Source organism: Martinezella tropici, from assembly GCF_003287875.1.
GTDB lineage: Bacteria > Pseudomonadota > Alphaproteobacteria > Rhizobiales > Rhizobiaceae > Rhizobium > Rhizobium tropici_C.
Map to the genome: position 1 here is coordinate 42,564 of NZ_QMKK01000042.1, position 22,152 is coordinate 64,715.

General features: G+C 58.9%; 23 protein-coding genes and 4 pseudogenes. 7 read left to right on the forward strand and 20 right to left on the reverse strand.

Translation table 11 applies throughout. From position 1 onward, the window contains the following. Positions 1–209: 209 nt before the first annotated feature. Both DQ393_RS16530 and DQ393_RS16535 read left to right on the forward strand, forming a co-directional pair. Complete coding sequence (locus tag DQ393_RS16530; RefSeq protein ID WP_112342846.1) at positions 210–1,412, forward strand: FAD-binding oxidoreductase; 1,203 nt, start codon at positions 210–212, stop codon at positions 1,410–1,412. Positions 1,413–1,508: 96 nt separating this feature from the next. After that, positions 1,509–1,798, forward strand: a pseudogene (locus DQ393_RS16535) (DDE-type integrase/transposase/recombinase); the annotation flags it as partial. A gap of 19 nt (positions 1,799–1,817) precedes the next feature. On the opposite strand, the gene DQ393_RS16540 reads toward DQ393_RS16535, so the two are convergent. From DQ393_RS16540 to DQ393_RS16555, 4 genes are all read right to left on the reverse strand, one after another. Then, positions 1,818–3,146, reverse strand: a complete 1,329-nt coding sequence (locus tag DQ393_RS16540) for an acetyl-CoA hydrolase/transferase family protein (protein ID WP_112342847.1) — start codon at positions 3,144–3,146, stop codon at positions 1,818–1,820. Positions 3,147–3,436: 290 nt separating this feature from the next. Continuing rightward, a complete protein-coding gene (locus DQ393_RS16545; RefSeq protein WP_181592371.1) occupies positions 3,437–3,745 on the reverse strand; it encodes a DMT family transporter in 309 nt (102 codons plus the stop codon). A 414-nt stretch (positions 3,746–4,159) separates the two neighbouring features. Beyond that, a complete protein-coding gene (locus DQ393_RS16550) occupies positions 4,160–4,939 on the reverse strand; it encodes an SDR family oxidoreductase (protein WP_112342848.1) in 780 nt (259 codons plus the stop codon). Further along, positions 4,936–5,265, reverse strand: coding sequence for a nuclear transport factor 2 family protein (locus tag DQ393_RS16555; RefSeq protein WP_112342849.1), 330 nt, complete (start codon positions 5,263–5,265; stop codon positions 4,936–4,938). Before DQ393_RS16555 ends, DQ393_RS16550 begins: the two co-directional genes overlap by 4 nt. A 137-nt stretch (positions 5,266–5,402) precedes the next feature. On the opposite strand from DQ393_RS16555, the gene DQ393_RS16560 reads away from it, so the two are divergent. Next, positions 5,403–6,299: a LysR family transcriptional regulator gene (locus DQ393_RS16560; protein ID WP_112342850.1), complete on the forward strand. Its 897-nt coding sequence runs from the start codon at positions 5,403–5,405 to the stop codon at positions 6,297–6,299. Positions 6,300–6,433: 134 nt separating this feature from the next. Here the strand turns inward: DQ393_RS16560 and DQ393_RS16565 are convergent. Further along, positions 6,434–6,931, reverse strand: a pseudogene (locus DQ393_RS16565) (zinc-binding dehydrogenase); the annotation flags it as partial. Positions 6,932–7,145: 214 nt separating this feature from the next. Here DQ393_RS16565 and DQ393_RS16570 point away from each other — a divergent pair. Both DQ393_RS16570 and DQ393_RS16575 read left to right on the forward strand, forming a co-directional pair. Continuing rightward, a complete protein-coding gene (locus DQ393_RS16570; protein WP_112342851.1) occupies positions 7,146–7,655 on the forward strand; it encodes a LysR substrate-binding domain-containing protein in 510 nt (169 codons plus the stop codon). A gap of 192 nt (positions 7,656–7,847) precedes the next feature. After that, positions 7,848–8,600 carry a hypothetical protein gene (locus DQ393_RS16575; RefSeq protein WP_146758983.1) on the forward strand — a complete coding sequence of 251 codons (753 nt, stop codon included), beginning with the start codon at positions 7,848–7,850 and terminating at the stop codon, positions 8,598–8,600. A gap of 56 nt (positions 8,601–8,656) precedes the next feature. Here DQ393_RS16575 and DQ393_RS33200 read toward each other — a convergent pair whose 3' ends face one another. The 14 genes from DQ393_RS33200 to DQ393_RS16645 form a co-directional block, all read right to left on the reverse strand. Continuing rightward, the gene (locus DQ393_RS33200) at positions 8,657–9,019 is read right to left on the reverse strand and encodes a hypothetical protein (protein WP_146758984.1); all 363 of its coding nucleotides are present in this window, start codon (positions 9,017–9,019) and stop codon (positions 8,657–8,659) included. Next, a complete protein-coding gene (locus tag DQ393_RS33855) occupies positions 8,920–9,384 on the reverse strand; it encodes a calcium-binding protein (protein WP_181592373.1) in 465 nt (154 codons plus the stop codon). The genes DQ393_RS33200 and DQ393_RS33855 overlap by 100 nt, the downstream gene beginning before the upstream one ends. A gap of 337 nt (positions 9,385–9,721) precedes the next feature. After that, the gene (gene trbI, locus DQ393_RS16590) at positions 9,722–11,017 is read right to left on the reverse strand and encodes an IncP-type conjugal transfer protein TrbI (RefSeq protein WP_112342855.1); all 1,296 of its coding nucleotides are present in this window, start codon (positions 11,015–11,017) and stop codon (positions 9,722–9,724) included. An 11-nt stretch (positions 11,018–11,028) separates the two neighbouring features. Further along, positions 11,029–11,466, reverse strand: a complete 438-nt coding sequence (gene trbH, locus DQ393_RS16595) for a conjugal transfer protein TrbH (protein WP_112342856.1) — start codon at positions 11,464–11,466, stop codon at positions 11,029–11,031. 3 nt (positions 11,467–11,469) lie between these two features. Then, complete coding sequence (gene trbG / locus DQ393_RS16600; protein ID WP_112342857.1) at positions 11,470–12,282, reverse strand: P-type conjugative transfer protein TrbG; 813 nt, start codon at positions 12,280–12,282, stop codon at positions 11,470–11,472. Positions 12,283–12,298: 16 nt separating this feature from the next. After that, on the reverse strand, positions 12,299–12,961 hold the full coding sequence (locus DQ393_RS16605) for a conjugal transfer protein TrbF (RefSeq protein WP_112342858.1): 663 nt from the start codon (positions 12,959–12,961) through the stop codon (positions 12,299–12,301). A gap of 18 nt (positions 12,962–12,979) precedes the next feature. Continuing rightward, positions 12,980–14,161: a P-type conjugative transfer protein TrbL gene (gene trbL, locus DQ393_RS16610; RefSeq protein WP_112342859.1), complete on the reverse strand. Its 1,182-nt coding sequence runs from the start codon at positions 14,159–14,161 to the stop codon at positions 12,980–12,982. Then, complete coding sequence (trbK, locus tag DQ393_RS16615; RefSeq protein ID WP_112342860.1) at positions 14,155–14,343, reverse strand: entry exclusion protein TrbK; 189 nt, start codon at positions 14,341–14,343, stop codon at positions 14,155–14,157. Before trbK ends, trbL begins: the two co-directional genes overlap by 7 nt. Beyond that, positions 14,340–15,143: a P-type conjugative transfer protein TrbJ gene (trbJ, locus tag DQ393_RS16620; RefSeq protein WP_112342861.1), complete on the reverse strand. Its 804-nt coding sequence runs from the start codon at positions 15,141–15,143 to the stop codon at positions 14,340–14,342. Before trbJ ends, trbK begins: the two co-directional genes overlap by 4 nt. Then, on the reverse strand, positions 15,115–17,571 hold the full coding sequence (locus DQ393_RS16625; RefSeq protein ID WP_112342862.1) for a conjugal transfer protein TrbE: 2,457 nt from the start codon (positions 17,569–17,571) through the stop codon (positions 15,115–15,117). The genes trbJ and DQ393_RS16625 overlap by 29 nt, the downstream gene beginning before the upstream one ends. A gap of 10 nt (positions 17,572–17,581) precedes the next feature. Beyond that, entirely contained in the window at positions 17,582–17,881 is a 300-nt protein-coding gene (locus DQ393_RS16630) for a conjugal transfer protein TrbD (protein ID WP_112342863.1), read from the reverse strand. Beyond that, positions 17,874–18,257: a TrbC/VirB2 family protein gene (locus tag DQ393_RS16635; protein WP_112342864.1), complete on the reverse strand. Its 384-nt coding sequence runs from the start codon at positions 18,255–18,257 to the stop codon at positions 17,874–17,876. The genes DQ393_RS16630 and DQ393_RS16635 overlap by 8 nt, the downstream gene beginning before the upstream one ends. Continuing rightward, entirely contained in the window at positions 18,247–19,224 is a 978-nt protein-coding gene (gene trbB / locus DQ393_RS16640; RefSeq protein WP_112342865.1) for a P-type conjugative transfer ATPase TrbB, read from the reverse strand. The genes DQ393_RS16635 and trbB overlap by 11 nt, the downstream gene beginning before the upstream one ends. A gap of 10 nt (positions 19,225–19,234) precedes the next feature. Further along, the gene (locus DQ393_RS16645) at positions 19,235–19,858 is read right to left on the reverse strand and encodes an acyl-homoserine-lactone synthase (RefSeq protein ID WP_112342866.1); all 624 of its coding nucleotides are present in this window, start codon (positions 19,856–19,858) and stop codon (positions 19,235–19,237) included. A 266-nt stretch (positions 19,859–20,124) separates the two neighbouring features. On the opposite strand from DQ393_RS16645, the pseudogene DQ393_RS33860 reads away from it, so the two are divergent. After that, positions 20,125–20,348, forward strand: a pseudogene (locus DQ393_RS33860) (IS30 family transposase); the annotation flags it as partial. Between the two features lie 186 nt (positions 20,349–20,534). Here the strand turns inward: DQ393_RS33860 and DQ393_RS16655 are convergent. Continuing rightward, positions 20,535–20,837 (reverse strand): hypothetical protein, encoded by a 303-nt coding sequence (locus DQ393_RS16655; protein ID WP_112343060.1) that lies wholly within the window; start codon positions 20,835–20,837, stop codon positions 20,535–20,537. A 511-nt stretch (positions 20,838–21,348) separates the two neighbouring features. Between DQ393_RS16655 and DQ393_RS33865 the strand changes: the two are divergent. Beyond that, positions 21,349–21,812, forward strand: a pseudogene (locus DQ393_RS33865) (zincin-like metallopeptidase domain-containing protein); the annotation flags it as partial. Between the last annotated feature and the right edge of the window lie 340 nt (positions 21,813–22,152).

The window sequence follows — 22,152 nt, forward strand, 5'->3', positions numbered from 1 at the left end:
TTCTTGAATAGCTTCTCTGACGGGGCACGATATATCTCGCTTCGTTCATTTGAGTGGACATGAAGTCCTCTGACGTCCAGAATTCTGTACAGTATGACATCAACCTTACATCCGGGCAAGTTTTGTTCATTTGATTGGTCATAGTGGGGGCTCGCGGCCAGAATTTTATACACCGCGAGTATAGGCCATAGTAGGTCAAAGGGAGCTCCGTGTCGGCCGGCGAGTGTGTCGAAATCATTGTCAACCTCGCACGGATGAACAAGGTCCGGGATATCGACACGATCAACGACACCATCACTGTCGAGGCGGGATGCCTGCTCGCTGCGATTCAGGCCGAAGCGGCGAAAGCGATGCGCCTCTTCCCGTTGCGCATTGCCTCCGAGGGGAGTTGCCAGATCGGCGGCAACCTTGCCACCAATGCCGGCGGCAGCAATGTCATACGCTATGGCAATACCCGAGACTTGGTTCTCGGCCTGGAAGTCGTGTTGGCGGATGGGCGGATATGGAATGGGTTGCGTGGACTGCGTAAGGACAATATGGGGTACGACCTGAAGCAGCTCTTCATTGGCAGCGAGGGTACACTCGGCATCATCACCGGCGCCGTGCTGAAGCTGTTTGCGAAGCCTGCCTCTATCGCCACAGCTGTCTGCGCCGTGCCGTCGGTCCAAGCGGCACTGGAGCTGCTGGCCCTGTCCAAGCAGCGGACCGGTGGGCAGATAACGGCTTTCGAGCTCATGCCGCGCAATGGTCTGGAGCTCGCCTTTAAGCATTTTCCGGCGTACCGCATGTCTTTGGACAGGCTGCACGATTGGCAACTGCTCATCGAGTTCTCCTCAATCGACGAGGCCGTCTCTCAGCAGGAACGGATCGAAGCCACGCTCTCCGAGGCCCATGCATCCGGCCTAATCGTCGATGCGGCCATCGCTGCCTCCATCGAACAAAGCAGAAGCTTCTGGGCAATTCGCGAAGCATTGGCGGAAGCCGACATGAAGGAGGGGCCGACGATCCAGGGGGATATTTCCGTTCCGATCTCAGTAATACCCCACTTCCTTGACAGCTGCTCGAGCGAGATCACAAAGGCGGTCGACGGCGCCCGGATCGTTGCCTTCGGCCATCTTGGCGACGGCAATATCCATTTAGGGATCGTTGCACCGGAAAGAATCCCGGCCGAGGAGTTTCTAGCCAGATCGGAGGAAATTGAGGGCATCATCTGCGATCAAGCCCACCGATTCGGCGGTTCCGTCGCCGCTGAACACGGTCTTGCAAGCATGAAGACCGATGCGTTCCTCAAATATCGCGGCGACATCGAGCAGGATCTCATGTTGGCGATCAAGCATAGCCTCGACCCTCATAACATGATGAATCCAGGCAAAGTGCTAAAAGCGAGACCGGTTAAGCTTTCCACGGGGTGAGTTCTGCACGGTCGTTGGTGAGGCGGAAAGCGGGTGTTGATTACCGCCTATGGGAACGACTGCGAGTCTTGCTGCCGGGAATGGATGATCTTGGGCTGGCTGTGCCGCGCCGTGGATCCAGACGGGTATGTCCCGGATGAAATCGTTCAGGTTCGTCGCAACACCAAGGCAGCCAAGCGATTGCTGGTCCGTTTGCTGAAGAAACAGGGCTTGGCGCCCAAACACATCATCACCGACAAGCTGCGATCCTTTACGGCGCCGCCCGGCGTCAGGTCATGCCCGCCGTCGAGCATCGCTCTCATAAAGGCCTGAACAACAGGGCCGAGAATTCACGTCTACCATTTCGGAAGCGAGAACGAACCCGGCAAGGATTTCGGTCGATCGGCGCGTCTAAAGTTCGCCAATTCAGGCATAAAGCCCTGCCCCGTGGGCTGCCCGGTCCAGCTCCTCGCGAAAATCAGGATGCGCCAGCGCAATCAATGCCTTTGCTCGCTCGGCCACCGACTTGCCCTTGAGGTTCGCCCATCCATATTCGGTGACGATGATATGGGTGTCGTTGCGCGATGTGGTCACCGGCCCGGTGAGCGCCGGAACAATGCGCGAAAGCGTGCCCTTTGCCGCGGTGGAATGACAGGCGATGATCGACCGTCCGCCCCGCGACGCATAGGCGCCACGCACGAAATCGACCTGGCCGCCGGATGCACTGAATTGCCTGCCATTCACGAATTCCGAATTGCACGCCCCGTTCAGATCGACCTGCAGCGTCGCATTGACCGACACCGCCCGGTCGTTCTGAGAAATGACGAAAGGATTGTTCACATAGTCGACCGGATGGGCTTCGATGTCCGGATTGTCGTGCAGGAGGTTGTAAAGCGATTGATCTCCCAGCGCGAAGGTGAAGATCGACCGCCCGACATGCGTCTGCTTGCGGCTATTGTCGACCACACCCGCCTTAAGCAGATCGGCGAGGCCTACCGTCATCATTTCCGTATGGATGCCGAGATGACGATGATGCAAAAGGCGTGAGCACACCGCATCCGGCAACGCGCCGATGCCCATTTGCAGGCAATCGCCGTCTTCCACCAAGCCTGCGACGATCGCGCCGATGGTATCGTCTACCTCATTGCTTGGAGCTGCCGGCAGTATCGGCAGGCTGACGTCATTTTCGACCAGCGCCGTCACGCTCGATATGGGAATCATGCAATCGCCCCGAACATAGGGCATATTTGCGTTGACTTCGAGGATCAGCCGAATTCCCGGCTTGCGCGATACGGTGAGCGCATAATCTGTACTGACGCCGAGGCTGAAATTACCATCCGCATCCATCGGCGCGACCGTTGCGATCAGCGTATCCACCCCGACATGCTCGACCAGCGAGCGCGGCACCTGGCTGAAATGGCAGGGCACCAGGTCGACGGCCGGCAATGCTTCCGCCGATCGCCTCTTGTCGAGCGCACGTTCCACGCCTCCGTGAAAGTAACTTATCGGAATGATCTGGTCACACAGGTCGAAATCGAAGACGCTGGTTCCCGCAACGCCGGTGCAAAGAAGATAATGGAGCCGCAAATTGTCGATGGCTCCCGCCCGAGCCCGTTCGGCAAGGGCCGCAAGAATGGCGGGTGGCTGCCCCGCAGCGATCGGCATCGCGACCTTCGCGACCGACGGAATTAGGTCGACGGCCTCCTTTGCGGATCGCAGCCGTTCGCGATACAGCATCTGATGCGTACCAGTCATTGGGTCCTCCTCCCGATGTCATTCTCAGAAAAAAATCAGCATCGATCTGCATGTTGATGCCCTCCCCGGCATCTATGATCGTTGCGGCTGTTCTCCTCTGCCCAGAACAGCCTTTATCAAAACCGCGTAATGCGTGTTCTGGCAAGACTGGACGAACAGTGATGTGTGAGGGCGGTAACATTCCCGGGATCAAGCGGCATGCCCAGCTCGGCATGGAAACCCGCAGCCTTTCTCACACCATTGTTCGCCAAGTCGGCCATTTTCGCAGTTTGGGGCCGGCCAGGCCGACCTCACAAGGCGCGCCGCGACAGGTATAAACCACAAGAGATCAGGCACCAGGCGACTGGGCTCGTCACCGAAAGGCTCTCGGACAGCAACGTCACCGCGACGATAAGGCTGACGATGGGCTTTGCAAATTGCAGTGGCGCGATCGACGCGACCCCACCTTTGGCGAGCGCCCAGAACCAGGCCGCAAACCCAATGAGGGTGCAAACCATGATCAGGAAGGCAAGGGCCGCCCAACCGTTCGACGTGACCTCGCCCCCACCAACGTCGGAAGGGCAGGCAAGGCGATCTCTGCACCGACGAGAATCGACCATGTGGTGGCGGCGAATAATCCGATCCGAGCCGACAGCCGTGCACCCGCGACATAGCCGACGCTCACCGGGACGGTGACGGCGAGAACAATCAGATCGCAGAGCGTTGCGCCCCAGAGCCTTCCCTTCAGCCTGTCGATATGAAGGTCGGGCGTTTATCCCGAGCCGGATACTATACCGATAACAGGTCTCGCTGAATCCAAATGTCTTGCATAACCGCACGATGCTCACAGCGCATTGCGCAACCGTTTTCTCAGCCAGCTCTCGGCGTGGCGAACCGCGGGTGACATCGCGCTAGTGCTCATCCATCTCTCCTCGTTTGGACACGAGGGTCAGTTTCTCATTTCGCCGGGCATCCCAGATCGGCGGGTGGGACGCACCCGCCTGACCTGCAACGGCGGTGGATGACCTAAATGCTCAGGCGGTAGGCACCGTCCCACCGTCGATCACATGCTCGGTTCCCGTGATGGAGGATGCTCGATCGGATGCCAGGAACGCGATCAGGTCAGCGACCTCTCCCGGCTTGGCCGGTCGCCCGAGCGGTATGCCACCGAGCGAGTTCATGATCGTCTCCACAGCTTCGTCGTAGCTGATGCCGGCTTCCTCTGCGATACGCAGGGCAAGACCGTTGGAGCTTGGATCGGCGATCCAACCGGGAGAGACCCGCACTACGCGCACGCCCTTGGGGGAGACCTCCTTGGAGATGCTCTTGCTGTAGGTGTTGAGGGCTCCCTTGGCCGACGCGTAGCCTGTTGTCGCCTGGTGCAGTGGAAGAATCCTCTGGATCGAGGTCACGTGAATGACCACCCCGCTTCCCTGAGCGATCATACCGGGAATGAGAGCGCGGTCCAGTCTGACGGCGGGAAAGAAGTTGAGGTTGAACTCTTTCTGCCACTCCTCGTCGGTTAGCGCCGCAAAGCCGCCTGAAGGGGCCGAGGAGCCCCCCAGCACGTTCACAAGGATGTCGAGCCCGCCGAGCTCTTGGTGAACGGCGTCAACGACAGTCTGGACGCCGTCTACCGCGGCCAGGTCTGCTTCGACGAAGGCCGCGCCGGAGAACTCCGCCGGCTTCTTGCGGGCGGTGGTCAGCACGCGGGCGCCAAACTCCTTGAACAACGCCACGGTAGCAGCGCCCGCACCCGAGGTGCCGCCGGTGATGAGGGCGCGACGGCCCTTGAGGGTAAGAAATGCGCTCATACGGTGATCTCCAGTTCGGCAACCTTGTCGCCTGCAAGCACGAAGATAAATCGCAGGTCGATCGGGCTGCTAGGGAAGTCGCCGATGGCATGGGCCATTACCTCAGTCTTCCCGTTTTCGATGGTGATCAAGAAGGGTTCGACCGTGTAGCTGTACTGCTGGGCCTCATCAGCCATCCATCCGCGAATGGCCTCGCGTCCCTCGTGGGTCTTGCCTTTATCCTTCACGATGCCGTGCTCGGTGAATGTGGCCGCGATGGTATCGGGGCTGCCTGTCCGGTCTGCGTCGAAATAGTCTTGGATAGCCTTCGGAAGTTTGATGGTCATTCGGTTCTCCTATCCTGAAACAGCCTCTTGCGCTGTGGTTTGACCTCCCTGCGAGATCGACTGACCCCAACTTAGATCACCCTCATTGACGGAATAAGCGGGATGAAAGAGGATGAGACGTTGCGAAAAGAGGGACAATGATCCGATCTGTTCTTGCTGACCTCGATGCCGTCCTCAGCATCGCCCGCCTCGGGTCGTTCAGGGCTGCCGCTCTGGACCTCGGCGTGTCCACGACGGCCTTGAGCAATTCCATCGCAAAGCTCGAACAGCGCCTCGGCATCCGCCTGTTCAACCGGACGACGCGCAGCGTCTCGTTGACCGAGGCGGGCAAGACCTTCGTCGACCGGGTCGGGCCGGCAGTGACCGACATCCACGACGCCATGCTGGCGGCCCAATCGCTCCAGGAAGTGCCGACGGGCACGTTGCGCATCAACGCGTTTGCCACCGCAGCTCGCGAAGTGATGGAGCCGCTGATCCTCTCGTTCATACAGCGCTATCCCCAGGTTCACGTCGACCTAGTCACCGAGGGACGGATCGTTGATATCGTCGCGGCCGGTTTTGACCTCGGCCTGCGGCCGGCCGATCTCGTCCCGGCCGACATGATCGCTGTGCCTCTGGGCCTGAAGCGCAGCAATGCAGTGGTCGCATCGCCGGAATTCCTTCGCACCCATGGCACACCGACTGTGCCGACTGACCTGTACCGGTTTCGCTGCATCCGCGCGCGTCTTCCCAACAACGCTCTGTTCCGGTGGAAATTCGAAAAGGACGGAAATGCCGTTCAGATCGACGTTCAGGGGTCGATTACGTTGGACGAGTCGAGCCTGGTCAGGATAGCCGCACAGAACGGAGTAGGCCTTGGATACGTTATGGAGGCGGATGTGCGAGAAGACATTGCAGCCGGAAGGCTTGTGCGCGTGCTGGAGGACTGGACGCCATTCCTGGCGCCGCTGGCGCTCTACTACCCCGGAAGGAAGAACCCGCCCGCGGCCTTCACTGCGTTCGTCCAAGCCGCTCGCGATTTTGCAAAGGGGTGATAGCTCTGGCGTATCGCGGTGCCAATGCTATCGGTCGCGAGCACGGTGTGTTCGGCCTAGAGGCGTTCCTGGAGCCGAAAGCCGTCATCGCCTGAGGAGCCGAGGTTAGGCTGGCCGCGTCACGGATTCTGAATTCAGAGGAGAACCTTTCCGACGGGCTTGCCGCTCTCCTGGAACTCGTGTGCTTCGGCCACTTCGTCGAGGGTGTATGTCTGCGCAATCCCGTGGGGCATATGCCCTCGAGGTGGCGCAGGCCGAAACCTCGTAGGCCGCCTGCCGCATCGCTGCTTCCGGCATGGTGTAGACATAGACGAAGCGGAACGAGAAACCGCCATCAGCGTCGGGAAGAACGGGATCGTGAGCCTGACCTGCGGCGTTTCCGTCAAATAGGCCTTGACGACCCCGTCGCGCGCCAGACAGGCCACCGCCACGTCAACGTTGGCAGAGAGGTCGACGTCTACAATGCGGTCAACCCAGTGGCCGCCGGTCGCCGGTCGTACGGCCTGAGAGACGTCCTCCTTGTGCCTGTTGACGATGAGATCTGCCCCGGCCGCACGTGCGACCTCAGCCTGCTCGTCGCGGCCCACGGTCGCCGCCACCCATGCCCAGGCCCATTTCGTAAGGAGGACCGCCGCGTTGCCAACTCTTCATACGCGACAAGCGCCGGCTGGTTCCTCGTGCCCAGGCGATGGCGCTGTTTCGGAATACCGATGCGACCTTTGCCCAGATGGAGCGGATCGCCAAAACAGTGACATCGATCCGGGGCATCGACAGTGACACCATCAGCATCGCGGCACCCTACGTCTTTTCAATGAGACTGCTTCCGGACGTTATCAGGACGTTGCGATCCCGACAGGCCATAACTTCGGTTCAGCTCAGGTCGGAAACTATCGGGAAGTCATCGAACATGTGCTGGAGGGACGCGCGGATATCGGTCTGGGACGACTGCCGCTGGACGACAAGATCTTCGAGTGGTGCCCAATAGCGACGGCGACCAATGTCTACATCTTCCATCGTGGGCACCGGCTCTCGCAGAAAGACGTCATCAGACCTGAGGACCTGATCGGCGAACCCCTCACCTATGTGGAGCCTCAGATGCAGTCGCATCATATGAACGAAAACGCGATGCGCTACATGGGTGCAGAGCCCAACCTGGCGATCCAGTTCGATGTCACTGGGCAGGAAGTCAACTTCGTCGCCGCAGGGCTGGGCATCACAAGCAGCAACACCTTCGCCGCCCGTCAGTTTGCCGCCTTTCCTGTCGAAATCCGCCCTTTGAGCCTAGCGCTCTCTATCACTACGCCATCTTCTGGCAAAAAGGCCGACGGCTCGGTCCGGTTCTGCAAGATGCCATAGAGATCGCTGTCGCTTGCGCCACGACGGGGAACACTAGCGTGTCAGAGGAATCGTTAGCGGTTAATCTCCAGCAGTGACCTTGATGAGATCAGAGTCCTCGAGCACGGCTTAGTCGTTGAAATCCGTCTGCAAGGATAGGTTGAGACAAGCTGCGGGTGTCACGATGGGAATGAGCAACCATGGGGATTGATCATGACTTCTGTTGGAGCAACTTCATACTACAGTTCAACAACTCGATACTCTATCGCTGATCGATCGAATTCGGCCAGTGGTGATGTATATGACAAACTTTCCGACGACGAAGGAGGCGGCAAGGGATCGGATACATCCGATATGAGGCCAACGATCGATAGCCGTCCATCTGCTTCGGCTAGTATTTTTCAAGGCAAGATCGCCATGACGGCGCTGGACTTGAAGCCGATCAACGTGGCCGAGCTTTCAGAAGACAAATATCAGGAATTCATGGAGGCGAATCAGCGCCACATAGAAGCAAATAAGAAGTATCTGAAAAGTCAGTATACGCAAACGTCCAACCCGGACTATTCAAACGACCCGCGCGTGAAACCATATGCAACGATTACAGTTGCGGGCCAAGTTGTTGCAACGATCGACAATCAAGGCGTCGTTGGTACCGATAGCAACGAGCTTGGCGAGCGCATCAACAAGCTTCTAGCCGGACTTAACGAGGATGCCGCATCGAGCGGCCCTGCCGCTGCTCAGAACAGGGCGGATAAGATCGCCGAAATGCTTGGTGGACGGATCGTTAAAGCGGGAACGGCAATGTCGCAAAGCCAATATAATGCGCTTGCCCCGTTCGAACAGTCCGGGTCAACAATCGACTACGTAGCGATGAAGACAGATCCGCTATACGATCAACTTCAAAATCTGTATGCGAAACACGCCAACATCGAACGAGAAAGGGCTGATTATCTCGGTCGGCAGTAGCCTCATGAGGCAAGCCGGCGACATATCGTCGGCTTGCCTGCTTTGCAATGGAGATATCAAGCGGCGAGGAGCGTCGTCAGGTCGTACTGCCCGCCCTGTCCGTTTGCCGCATACAAAGTTTCAACGACATAGTGGCCGCCGAGAAAGAAGTCTTCGATAATGACAGCATTATCCACGTTGTTGTCGTTGGCATAACCAGCGAGAGAAAAGAACCAGAGTTCATCGCCGAACTGTGAGAACCCGAGATCGGCGTCGGTATACGTGACGAACAGAACGTCATGATCGTATGCCGTATCAGTGCGGGAAGTTCCTGTGTTGGTTATACCGTCATCGATGTAGTCGTTGCCCTGGCCATTGTATTGATACTGATCGTTGCCTGCTCCTCCCCAAAGGCGGTCACTTCCCGCGCCACCATCCATCGTGTCTGTACCTGCGTCCCAAAGAACTGATCGTCTCCGGCCTGACCGAATAGGGTATCGTTCCCCGCAACTCCGACAAACACGTCATTTCCCGCACCACCCTCTGCATAATCGTTGCCAGCGTCTCCTGTGAGCCAGTCGTTCCCAGCTCCTCCAAAGAGCTGATCATCGTCTGCTCCGCCGTAGAGAGAGTCGTCGCCAATTCCGCCGTTCAAAATGTCGGTCCCGGCGCCGCCATACAGAGCATCGTTGCCGTTGTAGCCATTGAGGGTGTCGTTACCGTCGCCACCGGAAACGTGTAGTCGAAGCTGAAGGATTAAAGCGTTTTCTGCAATCCCTGATAAGCATTTGGTAAATTTGTTCAACCGTTCGATTCAACCATTGAAATTGCAAAAGGCGCAGTTGACAATTTAAAGTTTCATCAAAAATTCATTAATGACGTCAGGGGTGAAAGTAAAAATGCGCCATTTTACGCTTCAACGTATTGGTGCCGTGCATGATGAGCAAACCACCCAAAGCGTCGTTAGTGCCAGATGGAGCTATGTCAACCCACAGAAAAAAGGGCCGGCTGATACCGCGGCCCTTGAGGTGTGAAGGTGAAAACCTCCAGAGGGGAATAGCCGAGAGCGGGTTGGGGAGGAATATCGCTCGTCTATGGTACGAGGCACGCACGGAGGCGCTGGCGGATCGTCGAGGCTGTTTTCATCCTCGGTAGGGAGCTGGGAAGATGACGTCCTGGTCCACCAGGACGTTGAATCTATAGCCCGGCCGAATTTGGACCGTCGGTTGAACATTAAGGGTCTTCGAGATCGTCTGTTCCGCGACCCGGCCGAAGCTCTCGGCGAAATTTCGCCGTGCTGCATCCGAGGCCGTATCCTGCGTTGCTAGCGTCGAGCTCTCCGGGACTGACATGTCGATCCCCGCCCCGATGATAGCCACCAGCGCTGCTGAACCGAATGTCCTCCAGAGATGGCGGTCAACCTTGTCCTGAAGGCCCCCATATCCTTCGGCATCTGTGCCGGCCATGCCACCGATCTGCAGGGTGGATCCGTTCGGGAAAATCAGATCCGACCAGACCACGAGAACGCGCTCCTGCCCGAACGATACCTTGGAATCGTAGCGACCGAACAGCTTGGCACCTTGCGGGATGAGGAGGCGATAGCCGGTCGCGCTGTCGTAGACGTTCTGATTGACCTGAGCGGTGATCCGCCCAGGCAGATCGGAGTTAAGGCCGGTAATCAATGTCGCCGGGATGATCGAACCGCGCTTCAATTCATAGGGCGACATCTGCGGCACGACCTGGTTCGGCAGGTAGCCGAGATCCTTGATGTCCTGATTGAAGAAATCCTCCTTCGACGTCTGCCCGTTCTGGTCGACGTTTTGGCCCAGGACGCCGGATTTCATAGCAGCAGCGTAGAGGTCCGAAGTACCGTTCGCAGCGACATTTGCCGGCTGTGGGCCAGTCTCATTAGTGGAGCTCGCTGCCTTCTCGACATCTAAGATGTCGACTTTCAGCGGTGAATCAAGCGCCGTAGCGCGCGCCTGCAGGCGGGCCATCCGCTGGCGCTGAGCCTCGCGGATATATTGTTCATCCTGTTCCCGCTTCAAACGCGCCTTCCACTCTTCTTCCGACTCAGGCCTTGGTCGGCGATCTTGCTGTTCCGCTGGTTGTCGCTCGACGATCGATTTGTGTTTTTCCATTTTCTCTTCGAGGACAGGGCTCGGTTGAAACACCGCCTGTTTCTCTGGCTCGCCGATAATTCCATCCGTTATACCTCGCTTGAGCTGGTCGCCAAAGCTGGTCGCAGGAGTGTTGGAGGCAGGCTCGATGTGGCCACGATGAAAGGAAAGGCCACGCAGCGACAGGCCGATGACGACTACTCCTGCAAACAAAGCGATGACGATGACGGCCACGATGATCGGCAGGCGGTTGAGCCGTCGCATGCCATTCTGGCCATCGGCTTGGCCTGACGTGCCAAGCTGGAGCGATTGGACCATGTCGGCCTCCTTCAGTTGCGCTGAATGATCGAAAGCGGACTGGCCGGCGTGGCGCCAGCCGCCGTTGTCGTATAAGCACGACCGAGAACGATGGAAGGTGTCGACAGACGAGCAAGAACCTGCCCGTCGAAGCCGTCAATTGCATAGGCAAGTTCGACCGGCTTGACTTCCTTTGCAACCTTGCCGTCGGTGACGACCGTGTAGCCCCACCCCTTCAGGGCTGCCTCGAGTGCGGTCGCGAATTCCGAGGTGTCCTTTTCCATCTTGATCGCCGTCGCACCGGCCGAGCCGATCTGCTCGGCGAGCCGGCTTGCCATATCGCCAGCAATGGCACTCTCGGCGGCTCCGGTGATGGCGACAGGAGCTGAGCTCGTGGTCAGCGCGTCGTCGGCCGTTTGGCAACTGGAGAGTAGCGCTGCCACGATCAGAAATCCGAAGATCTTACCCATCGATCACCCTCCCCGCTGAATGGTGATCTTCTGCTGCCGCCAGCCGACGCCCGAAACGAGGATCGCCTTGTCGATCGCATAGTCGACGGTCATCATGTCGTTCTTCATCCGATAGTTCACGATCCGGTTTTGACCGCCGGAAACGACGAAGAGTACCGGCGCATCCTGGCCCGAGATAACTCTCGGGAACTGGATGTAGGTCTTCACGCCGTCCGAATAGACCCGCTTCGGCTTCCAGGGTGCGCTGCCGCTCACGGAGAAGGAAAAGTTCAGCTTGTCCGGCGCCGCTCCCGGAATGCCGCCTATCTCGAGCCTCGCATTGATGTCTGCAAGCTTGGTCGAAACATCTTCCGGATATTCGAAGCCGACACGCGCCATGTACTGACTAGGATGGGACTTGAGCTGAATGTGGTAGGTGCGTCGAGATGTCGTGACCACCATCGAGGTCACAAGACCGGGTTCAGACGGCTTGACGATCAGGTGAATCGCCTGGCCTCCGGTGGCGCCTGAGGTCGCTGGTTCCACTTTCCACCGCACGGTGTCGCCGACCAAGACGTCGCGCACGATCTCGCCCCCCTGGAGCTCAATATCGCAGACCTGAAGCGGCGAGCAGACGACGGAGGGCTGGGTCTCGCCGAATAGGAAGATGACTTTGCCATCCGCCCCCGTGGTCACCAGGCCGGACGTTCCCCGCCATTTCCGAGAGATATTCGTGCCCTTCACCTCATTGTTCGTCATGCTTTGCGCCTGCGCACCCGCCACAAAGGCGAGTCCGGCTATGCAGCCAGCGGCCGCGATCAATCCTGTTTTTTGCATTCAGATATCCCTGCCCTTAAAGCTGTGCCGTCCAATCGAAATCCCGGACATAGAGGCCGAGCGGGTTGAGGCGGATCGTCGCCTCATCCTGTGGCGCGGTCAGCGCGACCGTTGCGATGCCTCGGAACCGCCGTGTCCCGGTTTCTTTGCCCTTCCGGTCCCGCTCGTATTCCGTCCAGTCGATCTGGTAGGTCTGATTTGAAAGCGCCACGATGTTGTTGACCTCAATGGCAACTGTCGAAGATTTCGCCTTCTCGAAAGGCGAATTGCCACGGAACCAGGCGTTGATTTTCTCAGTCGACGGATCGGAGTTGCGAAGAAGGGCGTAGGTTCGATCGATGTATTGCTTCTGCACCACGGCATCGGGCGTGATTGAGCGGAAGCTGGTGACGAAATTGCCGAGCGTCGAGCGCACCACGCGCACATCGGCATATTCGATTTGTTCGGGGAAGCCAGCTGTTACTGCGGTTCCAAGCTTGTCAACCTCGACAATGTAGGGGACAAGCTTCACCTGGGTGCTAAGATACATTGCGTAGCCGAAGCCGATCACGGCCATCGCCAGGCTAAGGATGCCGACGATCCGCCAAGCGGCGGCCGCCTTTACATAGGAGCCATAGCGTTCGTTCCATTCGAGGCGTGCGGCAAGATACGGATTATCAGGGGCGCGGTTCGCTGCCATTTATCCTTTCCCTCGTGATTACGGTTTGTCATTGCGTTCAGGAAGCGGCTTGGGTCCGCTGTGGCCGCTGCGCTGTTCATCGAGCTTCGCGTTGGCAAGTCCGAGAATGGAGCCGGCATAGGCGCCGGGAGAGCCGATTGCCTTTTCCTTGGCCGCTGAGCCGGCTGCCTGCGCACCCGAACTGAAGCCCGCACCGATGCCGCGAAGTGCTGCACCAGCGACGGAGGAGCCGGCGGCCCGCGCGGCCTGGGCCACCGCGAAGCCGGCGCCGGCAGCGCCCGCGGCGAGGAACCCAGCGCCGGTGGCGAAGGACGCCGCCTGCCCACCATGGTGGATCGTTTCCATGCCGCCGCTGACGGGGGCTCCCTGGACAACGCCTTGAATGATGTTCGGCACATACATGGCGATGATGAAGACTACCACGGAAATGCCGGCGATCGATAAAGTGGTCACGAATTGATCGGACGATGCCGTAGGAGCATTCGCTAGCCCTAAGAGGACCTGCGACCCGATCTTGGCGATCATCACCAGCGCCATCAGCTTCATGCCGACGCCGAAGGCATATATGAGGTAACGGACGGCGAAGTCTTTCGTGTAGGACGAACCGCCCAACCCCAGCATGATCATGCCGGCGAGCAGACCAACATACATCTCGACCATAACCGATACAAAGATCGCTGCGACAAGGGAAAAGCAAATGACGACGACACCCATGGCAAGTACAGCCGCGATCGCCAACGAATTGTCCTCGAAAACCCCGAATTTCGCCTGTTGTGACATTTGCGAGGCGACCCGGATGCCGGCGTCGAATATTTCGGCGGGTGAAGCTGAACCCCCGCCTGAGCCGATCTGAAAAAGGCTGTCAACCACCGCACGTGCAAACGTCGGGCCTTGCGTGAGAACGAAGGCAAAGAACCCGATGAACATGATCCGCCTTACGAGTTCGGCGAACCAACTATCCAGTGAGGCGGCCTGGATCGCGAGCCAGACCGCAGCGATCCCGATCTCGATCGTCGCGAGGATCCAGAACAGCGATTTCGCCGCATCCGTGATGGTTGTCTCCCATCCCTTCGCAGCAGCTGACACCTGGTTTTCCAGCTCTGTGAGGACCTGTCCCTGCTGTGCGAACGCCGGTGCCGCGCAGGCGAGGCAGACAAGTCCGGTGATCAGGAATGAACGTGCAAAATTCCTCTTCACCATCTTGAACGCATCTCCTGACCGTCCTTGATTGGTGGCAACTCCTTGCCGGAGCCGAAGAATTTCTCGCGAAGGGCACGTTGCTCCTCGCTGAGGGCCGGTTTGGCTGTGCCCGTGAAATCAGCAATCAATAGGATCGCAGCGATGGCGGCAAGCAGCAGGCCAATGAGGACGGCGCGGCTCACCAGCGGGGCTCCATTTTCTGACCTTCGGGAATGCTCTTGACCTCAGCATTGAAGAACTTTTCACGCCGCGCCTGAGCCAAATCCTTGTCGGTCTGCTCCGTCTGGAGCCAGGTTCCCATCATCGTTATCTGCTGGGAGACGAGACCGCGAAGCTTCTGTATCTGCGCGACTTGCTGGGCGGCAATTTCATGCCCGACCTGCAACGCCTTCATCTGCCCATCGGCCGTCTCGGACATCGATCTCAACGAGGACATCGTTTCCTCCTCGCTGTCGAATTGGCCGGCCGTCAGGCTCGCCGCTCTCAGGGAGCTGGCAATGGTCTCGCGATTGATATTTGACCAGGATTGGTAGGTCGAGGAGAATGTGGCATTATCCGGCAAGTTGGTCTTGAGATCGGCATAGCTTTGAAAACGCTGCTGAAGAACGTCGTCGGCGTTGCCCATCGAAAACGCGATGCCCTGCCCCTGGTCGACGATACTGCGCAGCTGCTTGAGATCGCTTTCGACCTGTCCCCAGACATGACCAGGAAGCTGGGCCGTGTTTTGCAGCATGTTCTGGTAGATCTTAAGCTGGTTTTCGATCTGCTCAGCGAGCTGGCTGATCTGCGTCAGCTGATTGTCGACCTGGATGCCCGAACTCTTCATGAGGTCCACGAGTTGCGCATTGTTGGCGAGCTGCGTCCATTCCGTCGCAGCACCGGTGGCGGTCCCCGCCCGTGCTGAAGCGGCGGCTCCGATCGTCAGGGTAGCGACTGCCAGGCAGGCGAGCCAACTAATCGGACTTGAGTAGCGATTCGGCATCGTGAACTCCCCTCGTTTCAAGCCAGCGGATTGGCCAATCGCGGCCATGTTCGGATTTCAGTGCGCGGATGCGCTTCAGGTCTTCTTTGCCGGAGGCGCCGACGAAGCTCAGCGCGACCGGCCCAAGTGACATGTCGAAGAGGCGCCGGCCTTCCGGGGTTGCCACGTAATATTCGCGCTTGGCGATCGAGCCTGATACGATCTCGATCTGGCGCTCGTTGAAACCAAGCCGTTCATAAAACTCCCGCGTTCCCGGCTCACGAGCGGCCCCGTTCGGGAGGCAAATCTTGGTCGGGCACGACTCCTTCAGGACATCAATAATCCCGGAGCGCTCGGCGTCCGAGATGGATTGGGTCGCAAGGACCACTGCGCAGTTGGCCTTGCGCAGCACCTTCAGCCATTCGCGGATCTTGTTGCGGAACACGGGATGGCCGAGCATCAGCCAAGCCTCGTCGAGGACGATGAGACTGGGAGACCCGTCCAGGCGCTTCTCGATCCGGCGGAACAGGTAGGTCAGGACCGGGACGAGGTTCCGCTCGCCCATGTTCATGAGCTGCTCGATCTCGAAGGTCTGGAAGGCACCAAGGGTCAACCCGTCTTGCTCCGCATCGAGGAGCTGCCCCATCGGCCCATCGACGGTGTAGTGATGCAGTGCGTCCTTGATCTGGCGCAGCTGCAGGCCGCTCACGAAATCCGAAAGCGAACGACCGGAGGCACTCGCCATCAGTGCGATCTGACGGGAGATGGCGTTGCGATGATCGGGCGTGATGGTGACGCCCTGCAGGCCGACCAGCATCTCGATCCATTCCGTCGCCCAGGCCCGATCGGCGTCGCTTGCGAGTTCGGACAAGGGGCAGAAGGCTAAGGCCCTATCGTCTCCTTCGGCGTCGCCGCCAATCTCATAGTGATCGCCGCCAGCTGCGAGCGTCAGCGGCAAAAGCGAGCTTCCTTTGTCAAATGCAAAGGTCTGCGCTTGGCTGTATCGCCGGAACTGCGCAGCGATTAGCGCCAGAAGCGTTGACTTGCCGGAGCCGGTTGGTCCGAAAATCAGCGTATGGCCAACATCATCGACATGCAGGTTGAGCCGGAATGGAGTGGAGCCGCTGGCGACCTGCATCAATGGCGGCGAATTCGGTGGATAGAACGGGCATGGGGCGATCGGGTTTCCCGACCACACCGAGTTGAGCGGGATCAAATCCGCGAGGTTTCTCGTGTTGATCAGCGGTTCGCGTATATTGCAGTACCAATTGCCTGGCAGACTGCCGAGAAAGGCGTCGGTCGCGTTGAGCGTTTCGATCCGAGCGCCAAAGCCTTCAGCCTGAATCAGCCGGCGGATTGCTTCAGCCTTTTCCTGCAGCGCCTCGCGATCGCTGTCGAACAGCACGATGACCGGCGTGTAATAGCCGTAGGCAACCAGTTGCGATGAGGCCTGAGCGATGGCATCCTCCGTCTCGGCCACCATCGTCATGGCATCCTGGTCCATCGACCGGCTTTGCGTCTGGAATACCTGGTCGAAGAACGGCCGGACCTTCTGCTGCCATTTCTTGCGTGTACGCTCGAGCTTTTGCCGCGCCTCCTCCGCATCGAGAAAAATGAAGCGGGAGGACCATCTATAGGTCAGCGGCATGAGGTCGAGGCTATTCAGAATGCCTGGCCAGCTCTCCGCCGGCAGACCGTCGATCGCCACGACGCCAAGGCAGCGGTTTTCGACCTTCGGTGTCAGGCCGTGCTCAAGTTCGGCCGTCGCGATCCAGTCGACATACATGGGAATATTCGGAAGCCGGATTGGATGGTTCTCGCCGGTAATGCAGAAGCGGACGAACTGAAGCAGGTCGTCATAGCGGGCAACCCGCTCCCCTCCCCCCTCGATCGTCTCACGGGTTTCCATCCGTCTGATCGATAACGTGTTCGCGAAATACTGCTCGACTTCACGGACGGCGTTCTTGAAAACGAACAGCACCGTGTCCGCGTAGGATTTCTTCCGGCTCTCTTCATCCGAATAGATATATTTGCTGAGGGCGGTCTTCCTGGACTCAAGCGGCCGGTAGGTCAGGATGAGGGCGTGCTTGCTCTCGAAATGCCCCTGCTCGCGCTCGAAATGCGCCCGGCGTTCTGCATCGATCGCACGCGTGACCGGATCGGGGAAATGGCAACGATCTTCCGATGGATAGTCGACCGTCGGAATGCGGATGGCCTCGACCTGAATCATCCAGCCACTTCCAAGCTGCGACAGCACTGCATTGATCTGCCGCGACAGGTCGTTGCGTTCGAGGTCGGTTGCGCTTTCCGAATCCGGCCCGGCGAAGTACCAGCCGGCCATCAGGCTCCCGTCCTTCAGCAGGAGCACGCCATTGTCGACGAGGCCAGCATAGGGAACGAGGTCGGCGAAGGATGGACCGGTCGCGCGGAAGCGTTTGAGTGCTGCCATGGCCGTCTCCTCAATACCGGCGCCAAGGTGATGTGGTCGCCTTGTAATAGGGCCTGTAGGAAATATGCCTGATGTAGACCTGCCGCATGAACGGGTCGGACTTCGCCATCGTCCTGAGAAGTCCGACGACGACAATCCAAACTGCAACGCCGAAAAGCGCCGAATAAACGGTCAGCACCACGAAGATCAGGATGACTGCGGCCAGACCGGTGAGCAGCACCAGTTCGCGGTCGGCCCCCAGTAGGAGGTTCGGACGCGAAAGCGCACGGTGGATGCGGTTGCGCTGCAGGCTGGACAGGGAGTCAGCCATGAATCCTCTCCCCCTCTGAGGGCTGTCGGGTCGATGTGAACTGCCCATCAGGCAGTCCAATCGAAGCGCCGGTGGCGCCGAACAGGCCAACGATATTGGTGGCGCCGAGCAGGATGCCGGCGACGAGAACGACATAAACCAGTCGTCGCGCGAAATCGTTGAGCTCGCCGCCGAAGATCAGCATTCCGCCGGCGATGGCCACGGCGGCCAGTGCAATGGCGCCAGCGACCGGACCGGTGATCGATTCCTGGATTTGCTGCAATGGCCCCTCCCACGGCAGGCTGCCGCCGGAACTAGCGAACGCGGGCGCAACGGTGGCAAGAACGAAAGGCATGGCAAGCAGCGCAATGGTGAAACTCACGTTCTTAGGCGACATGGGGTGCTTCCTCTTTTTCGGTGAGCGGGTCGGATTCGATTTCGTATTGGCCGTTGGTGAAGCGCTCGACCTGGATGACGTCGCGAACGCGCCGTCCTCGCGGTGTCCGTTCGATGGAGATGACGAGATCGACTGCTTCGCCGATCACTTCCTGCATCGGCTGCTGGCTCATCTCGGCGGTGAGTTGCTCAAGCCGCCGCAACGCGGATATGGCCGTGTTTGAGTGAATGGTTGCCACGCCGCCCGGGTGGCCAGTGTTCCATGCTTTAAGCAATGTGAGAGCGGCACCGTCACGGACTTCTCCAACAACAATCCGATCGGGACGCAGGCGCATGGTGCTCTTCAAGAGCCTCGCCATGTCGACTGCGTCACTGGTATGAAGAAGAACGACATTCTCGGCCGTGCATTGGATCTCGGCGGTATCTTCCAGAACGACGAGCCGATCCTCCGGTGCGCTCTTGACGATTTCTTCGATCACCGCATTCGCGAGGGTTGTTTTGCCCGAGCCCGTGCCACCGGAAATGACGATGTTCAGCCTGGAGGAGATAGCGCTTCGGATCGTAGAGGCCTGATCCGGTGTCATCACGCCGGAGCGCACATAATCGTCGAGCGGGATCAGACGCGAGGCGCGCCGGCGAATCGTGAAGGCAGGCTTGGTCACCACCGGCGGCAGCAAACCTTCGAACCGATGACCGCCGATCGGGAGCTCGCCTGAGATGATCGGCTGTTGCGTGTCGACTTCCGATTGAAGTGCGTGGGCCACGGTGCCGATCACCATTTCAGCTGCTGCCGACGACATCTCGCCGGCCGGAGCGATACCGTGCCCCAGCCGCTCGATGAAAAGCTTTCCATCTGGATTGAGCATGATCTCGACGACGGTTGCGTCATCCAGCGCTACACAGAGCTGATCGCCGAGCGCTTCTTGAAGTTTGCGGACAAGCCGGGGGTGAGAACGAAGCTGGTTCACCGATTTCTCCTTACGCTGCCTGGCTGCTAGGGGTGAATTCCGAGCGGTAGCTGAAGGGGCGGAGCTTCTGAAACGTCCTGTCATTGGCAGGCAAGATACCGGCTACTGCCATGGTATCACCGATCTTCCTGGGTTCGTCCAAGCGTTGGAGCGGCCAACCGACACGAGCGAGTATTCGCTCGAAGCGGACATCGGTCACCGTAACGATTTCCGCGAAGTTGTTCGCCATGCACCATTCGATAATGCCTGCAAACATGGTCAGGGTCGCTTCATGCACTGAGCCCTCTCCCCTGCCCTCCTTAAGCGCAGTGTTGACGCAAAAGCGGGAGCTTTCGATCATTGCGTTATGCGCATTCAGCTGGCCGTTCGGGAGAAGCGAGGGAAAGACCTCCGTCACCATGGTCGGACCAAGCGCCGGGAGCAGCCTTGCACATCCCGCAACTTGGCCACCGTCAGAAATCGCGAGGACGTAAGTCGGCCCAAGAGCGTCGAATACATCTGACTCGCATCCCGCAGTTACCTTGACGTCCCAGCCTAAGCGACCGGAGAACACATGGGCACGAAGTTTGTGATGGCTGTGGAGGAGATGTGCCTCTTGGATCGTCCGGGGCGTTGAGAACGCGACAACTCGCATGAACTTCTCCGTCGTTGTTTCTTCTGCGGAGAAATCAGCACAGATTGGAATCGTGCGGCAGTTGTAGAATCCTACAATGCGGCGGTGCGATTCGCGGTCGCTGTATACTCGCGGAAAGTCGGTTCGAGTACGATTTGGCCTCTGATGTGAGCAGACTCTTGCAGGTAGCGTTTTCTGGCCAAAGTTGCCGCCGCCTTCAAACTGTTCCTCGCCACGCCTGCCACGCGGCGAGTAGGGCAGAATGGAGGCGTCAAGGCCGCTCCCAGCGACATGGTCAACGGCTTAGTCTGGAACTGAACATCCTGCGCCGCCCGGACGTCGTTGTGGATCACAAGCAGTTTGGCCATTGGAATGCGATCTAACCCAGTTCCGCAAGCATTTCGGAAAAACCAACATGACATTGCCTGTCGAGCGGGTCGCCACTTTGCGATCTTTGCGCAACGATGATCGGCAGTCCCGACCCGTGATGGATGACCTCGTCCAAGCCCTGCCCTACCACGTGGCGGTTAAACGCCCCTACCGTTCCCGGCGAGTCTTCTGGCTACGTCAGAGCTACCAATAACAAGTGCCGTCCAGCGGCAGACGAACGCGGACGGTCGTGAGGTTGAGACGATCCCGCCGGGCGACACCCTAGAAATGTTGGAAACAAACTCGTTCCGGGAGTGAGTAGCCGCGTTTACTGCGCCAACCACTGATATTCAGCGATCGAAGCCTTGCCTGATTTCTTGTCGTATAGGCAGATCATATTGACCATCTTCTTGGACTCCGGGTTCTTTTCGCGGAGCAGAATGGCAATCTTTCCGATGACATCATCGAAAACGACTGGTGCGGTCGCCTCGGGAGAGACCATGCGAGATTGACCGATGCAGGTGCCGTTCGCCTTAGCGAAGAGGGCATTCCAAGCGGCGTCGCTCGAGGCATTGGCAAGTGGAGCGAGAGCGAACATGCCAATTGCTGTGGCAATGGTGGTCTTCAGCATCGAGAAATTCCTCATGTCAATCCGAGTCATGCCGTATGCCGGCGATCCGTTGTTCATAACAAACGATGGCAACATGAGGGCTGCATCCTGCCGTCCTCGCTGGTCAGAGTAGCGAACCTGGGTTACATCCCATCCTAGATTCGGTCGAGGCCTCCGTCACCAGCGGAAGGCCGTTTTTATAGGTGTGCCGCAAGGGGATAAATCTATCCAACGCAGCGGTTTCGTCGCTGCGATCACCGCTGCTGCGGCCATATAACCAGTCGCTGAGCGCGATCCGTTCTCAAGCCGCGACATAGGCGGACCCGAAACGAGGGCGCTGGTGCTGAAGTTGCCTGACTTCGATGTCATCGGCATTGAGGGCTCGGCCACGGTCCTTCTCGTTGTTCGGGATTGGCATCGGACCCGTGCCGGACTGCCCTCCTTGTTCGCTGCGATCTGAACCGGCGGTCGGGCGTTTCAAGGCCTGTCGCGCCGAGTGGCGTCCGACCCAGCCTCTCTGCGCGAGGGCAGGCTCGAGCGGATCGCGAGCGCCGATTGCTTCTTCCCCGATATCGGCGCAGTCATTCGGCACGGCGGCAATCAGGCCCACTATCCCCGGTCATGGACTACATCCAGATGCCGCCCTTTGAGGCGTTTCGCGACGCTGCCGGATACACGGCCGTCCTCAGCCATGAGGCGACCCACTAGACGCCGACAGAACATCGCGTGGGACGTGACCTGTCGCGCTATGCCAAGGACCGGACGGAGCGGGCGCGGGAAGAACTCATCGCCGAACTTGGCAGTTGCTTCCTCTGCGCCGACCTCGGTGTCGCGCCGGAGCTCGAGCCGCGGCCGGATCATGCTTCTTATCTGCAGTAGTGGCTCTCGGAGTTGGCCAACGACAAGTGGGCGATCTTTCAGGCGGCAGCGCATGCGAAACGCGCTGTGAGCTTTCTGCATTCCCAGCAGCCGGAAGCGGATGTGAAGGCCGCGGCCTCCCGTTCAAGCGTGGTCGTCACCACCGGTGGCGGCCGCGTGGTCCATATCCGCTGCTCCTTGATACCTTGTGCGATGTTAGCACCAAGCCTTCCCAGATCGACGTTTTTGAAGCGTCGAGTTTAGGTTTACGGGACGGTTTGCGTTCAACGATGGACGGCTTGGTCTGCTGACGCATTGATCCTCCAGGTAGCGATTCGCGAGGGCAACGACATCGCACGAGGCGTGGTGGCAAGCCGGCCGATGTTTGCGAAGGGCCCGTTCCCCAATTGAAGCGTCTAACGACGACGGTGCAAGTGCGGCATGGCGCAGGCTAGCATCCCCACCCAAGGCAAATGCG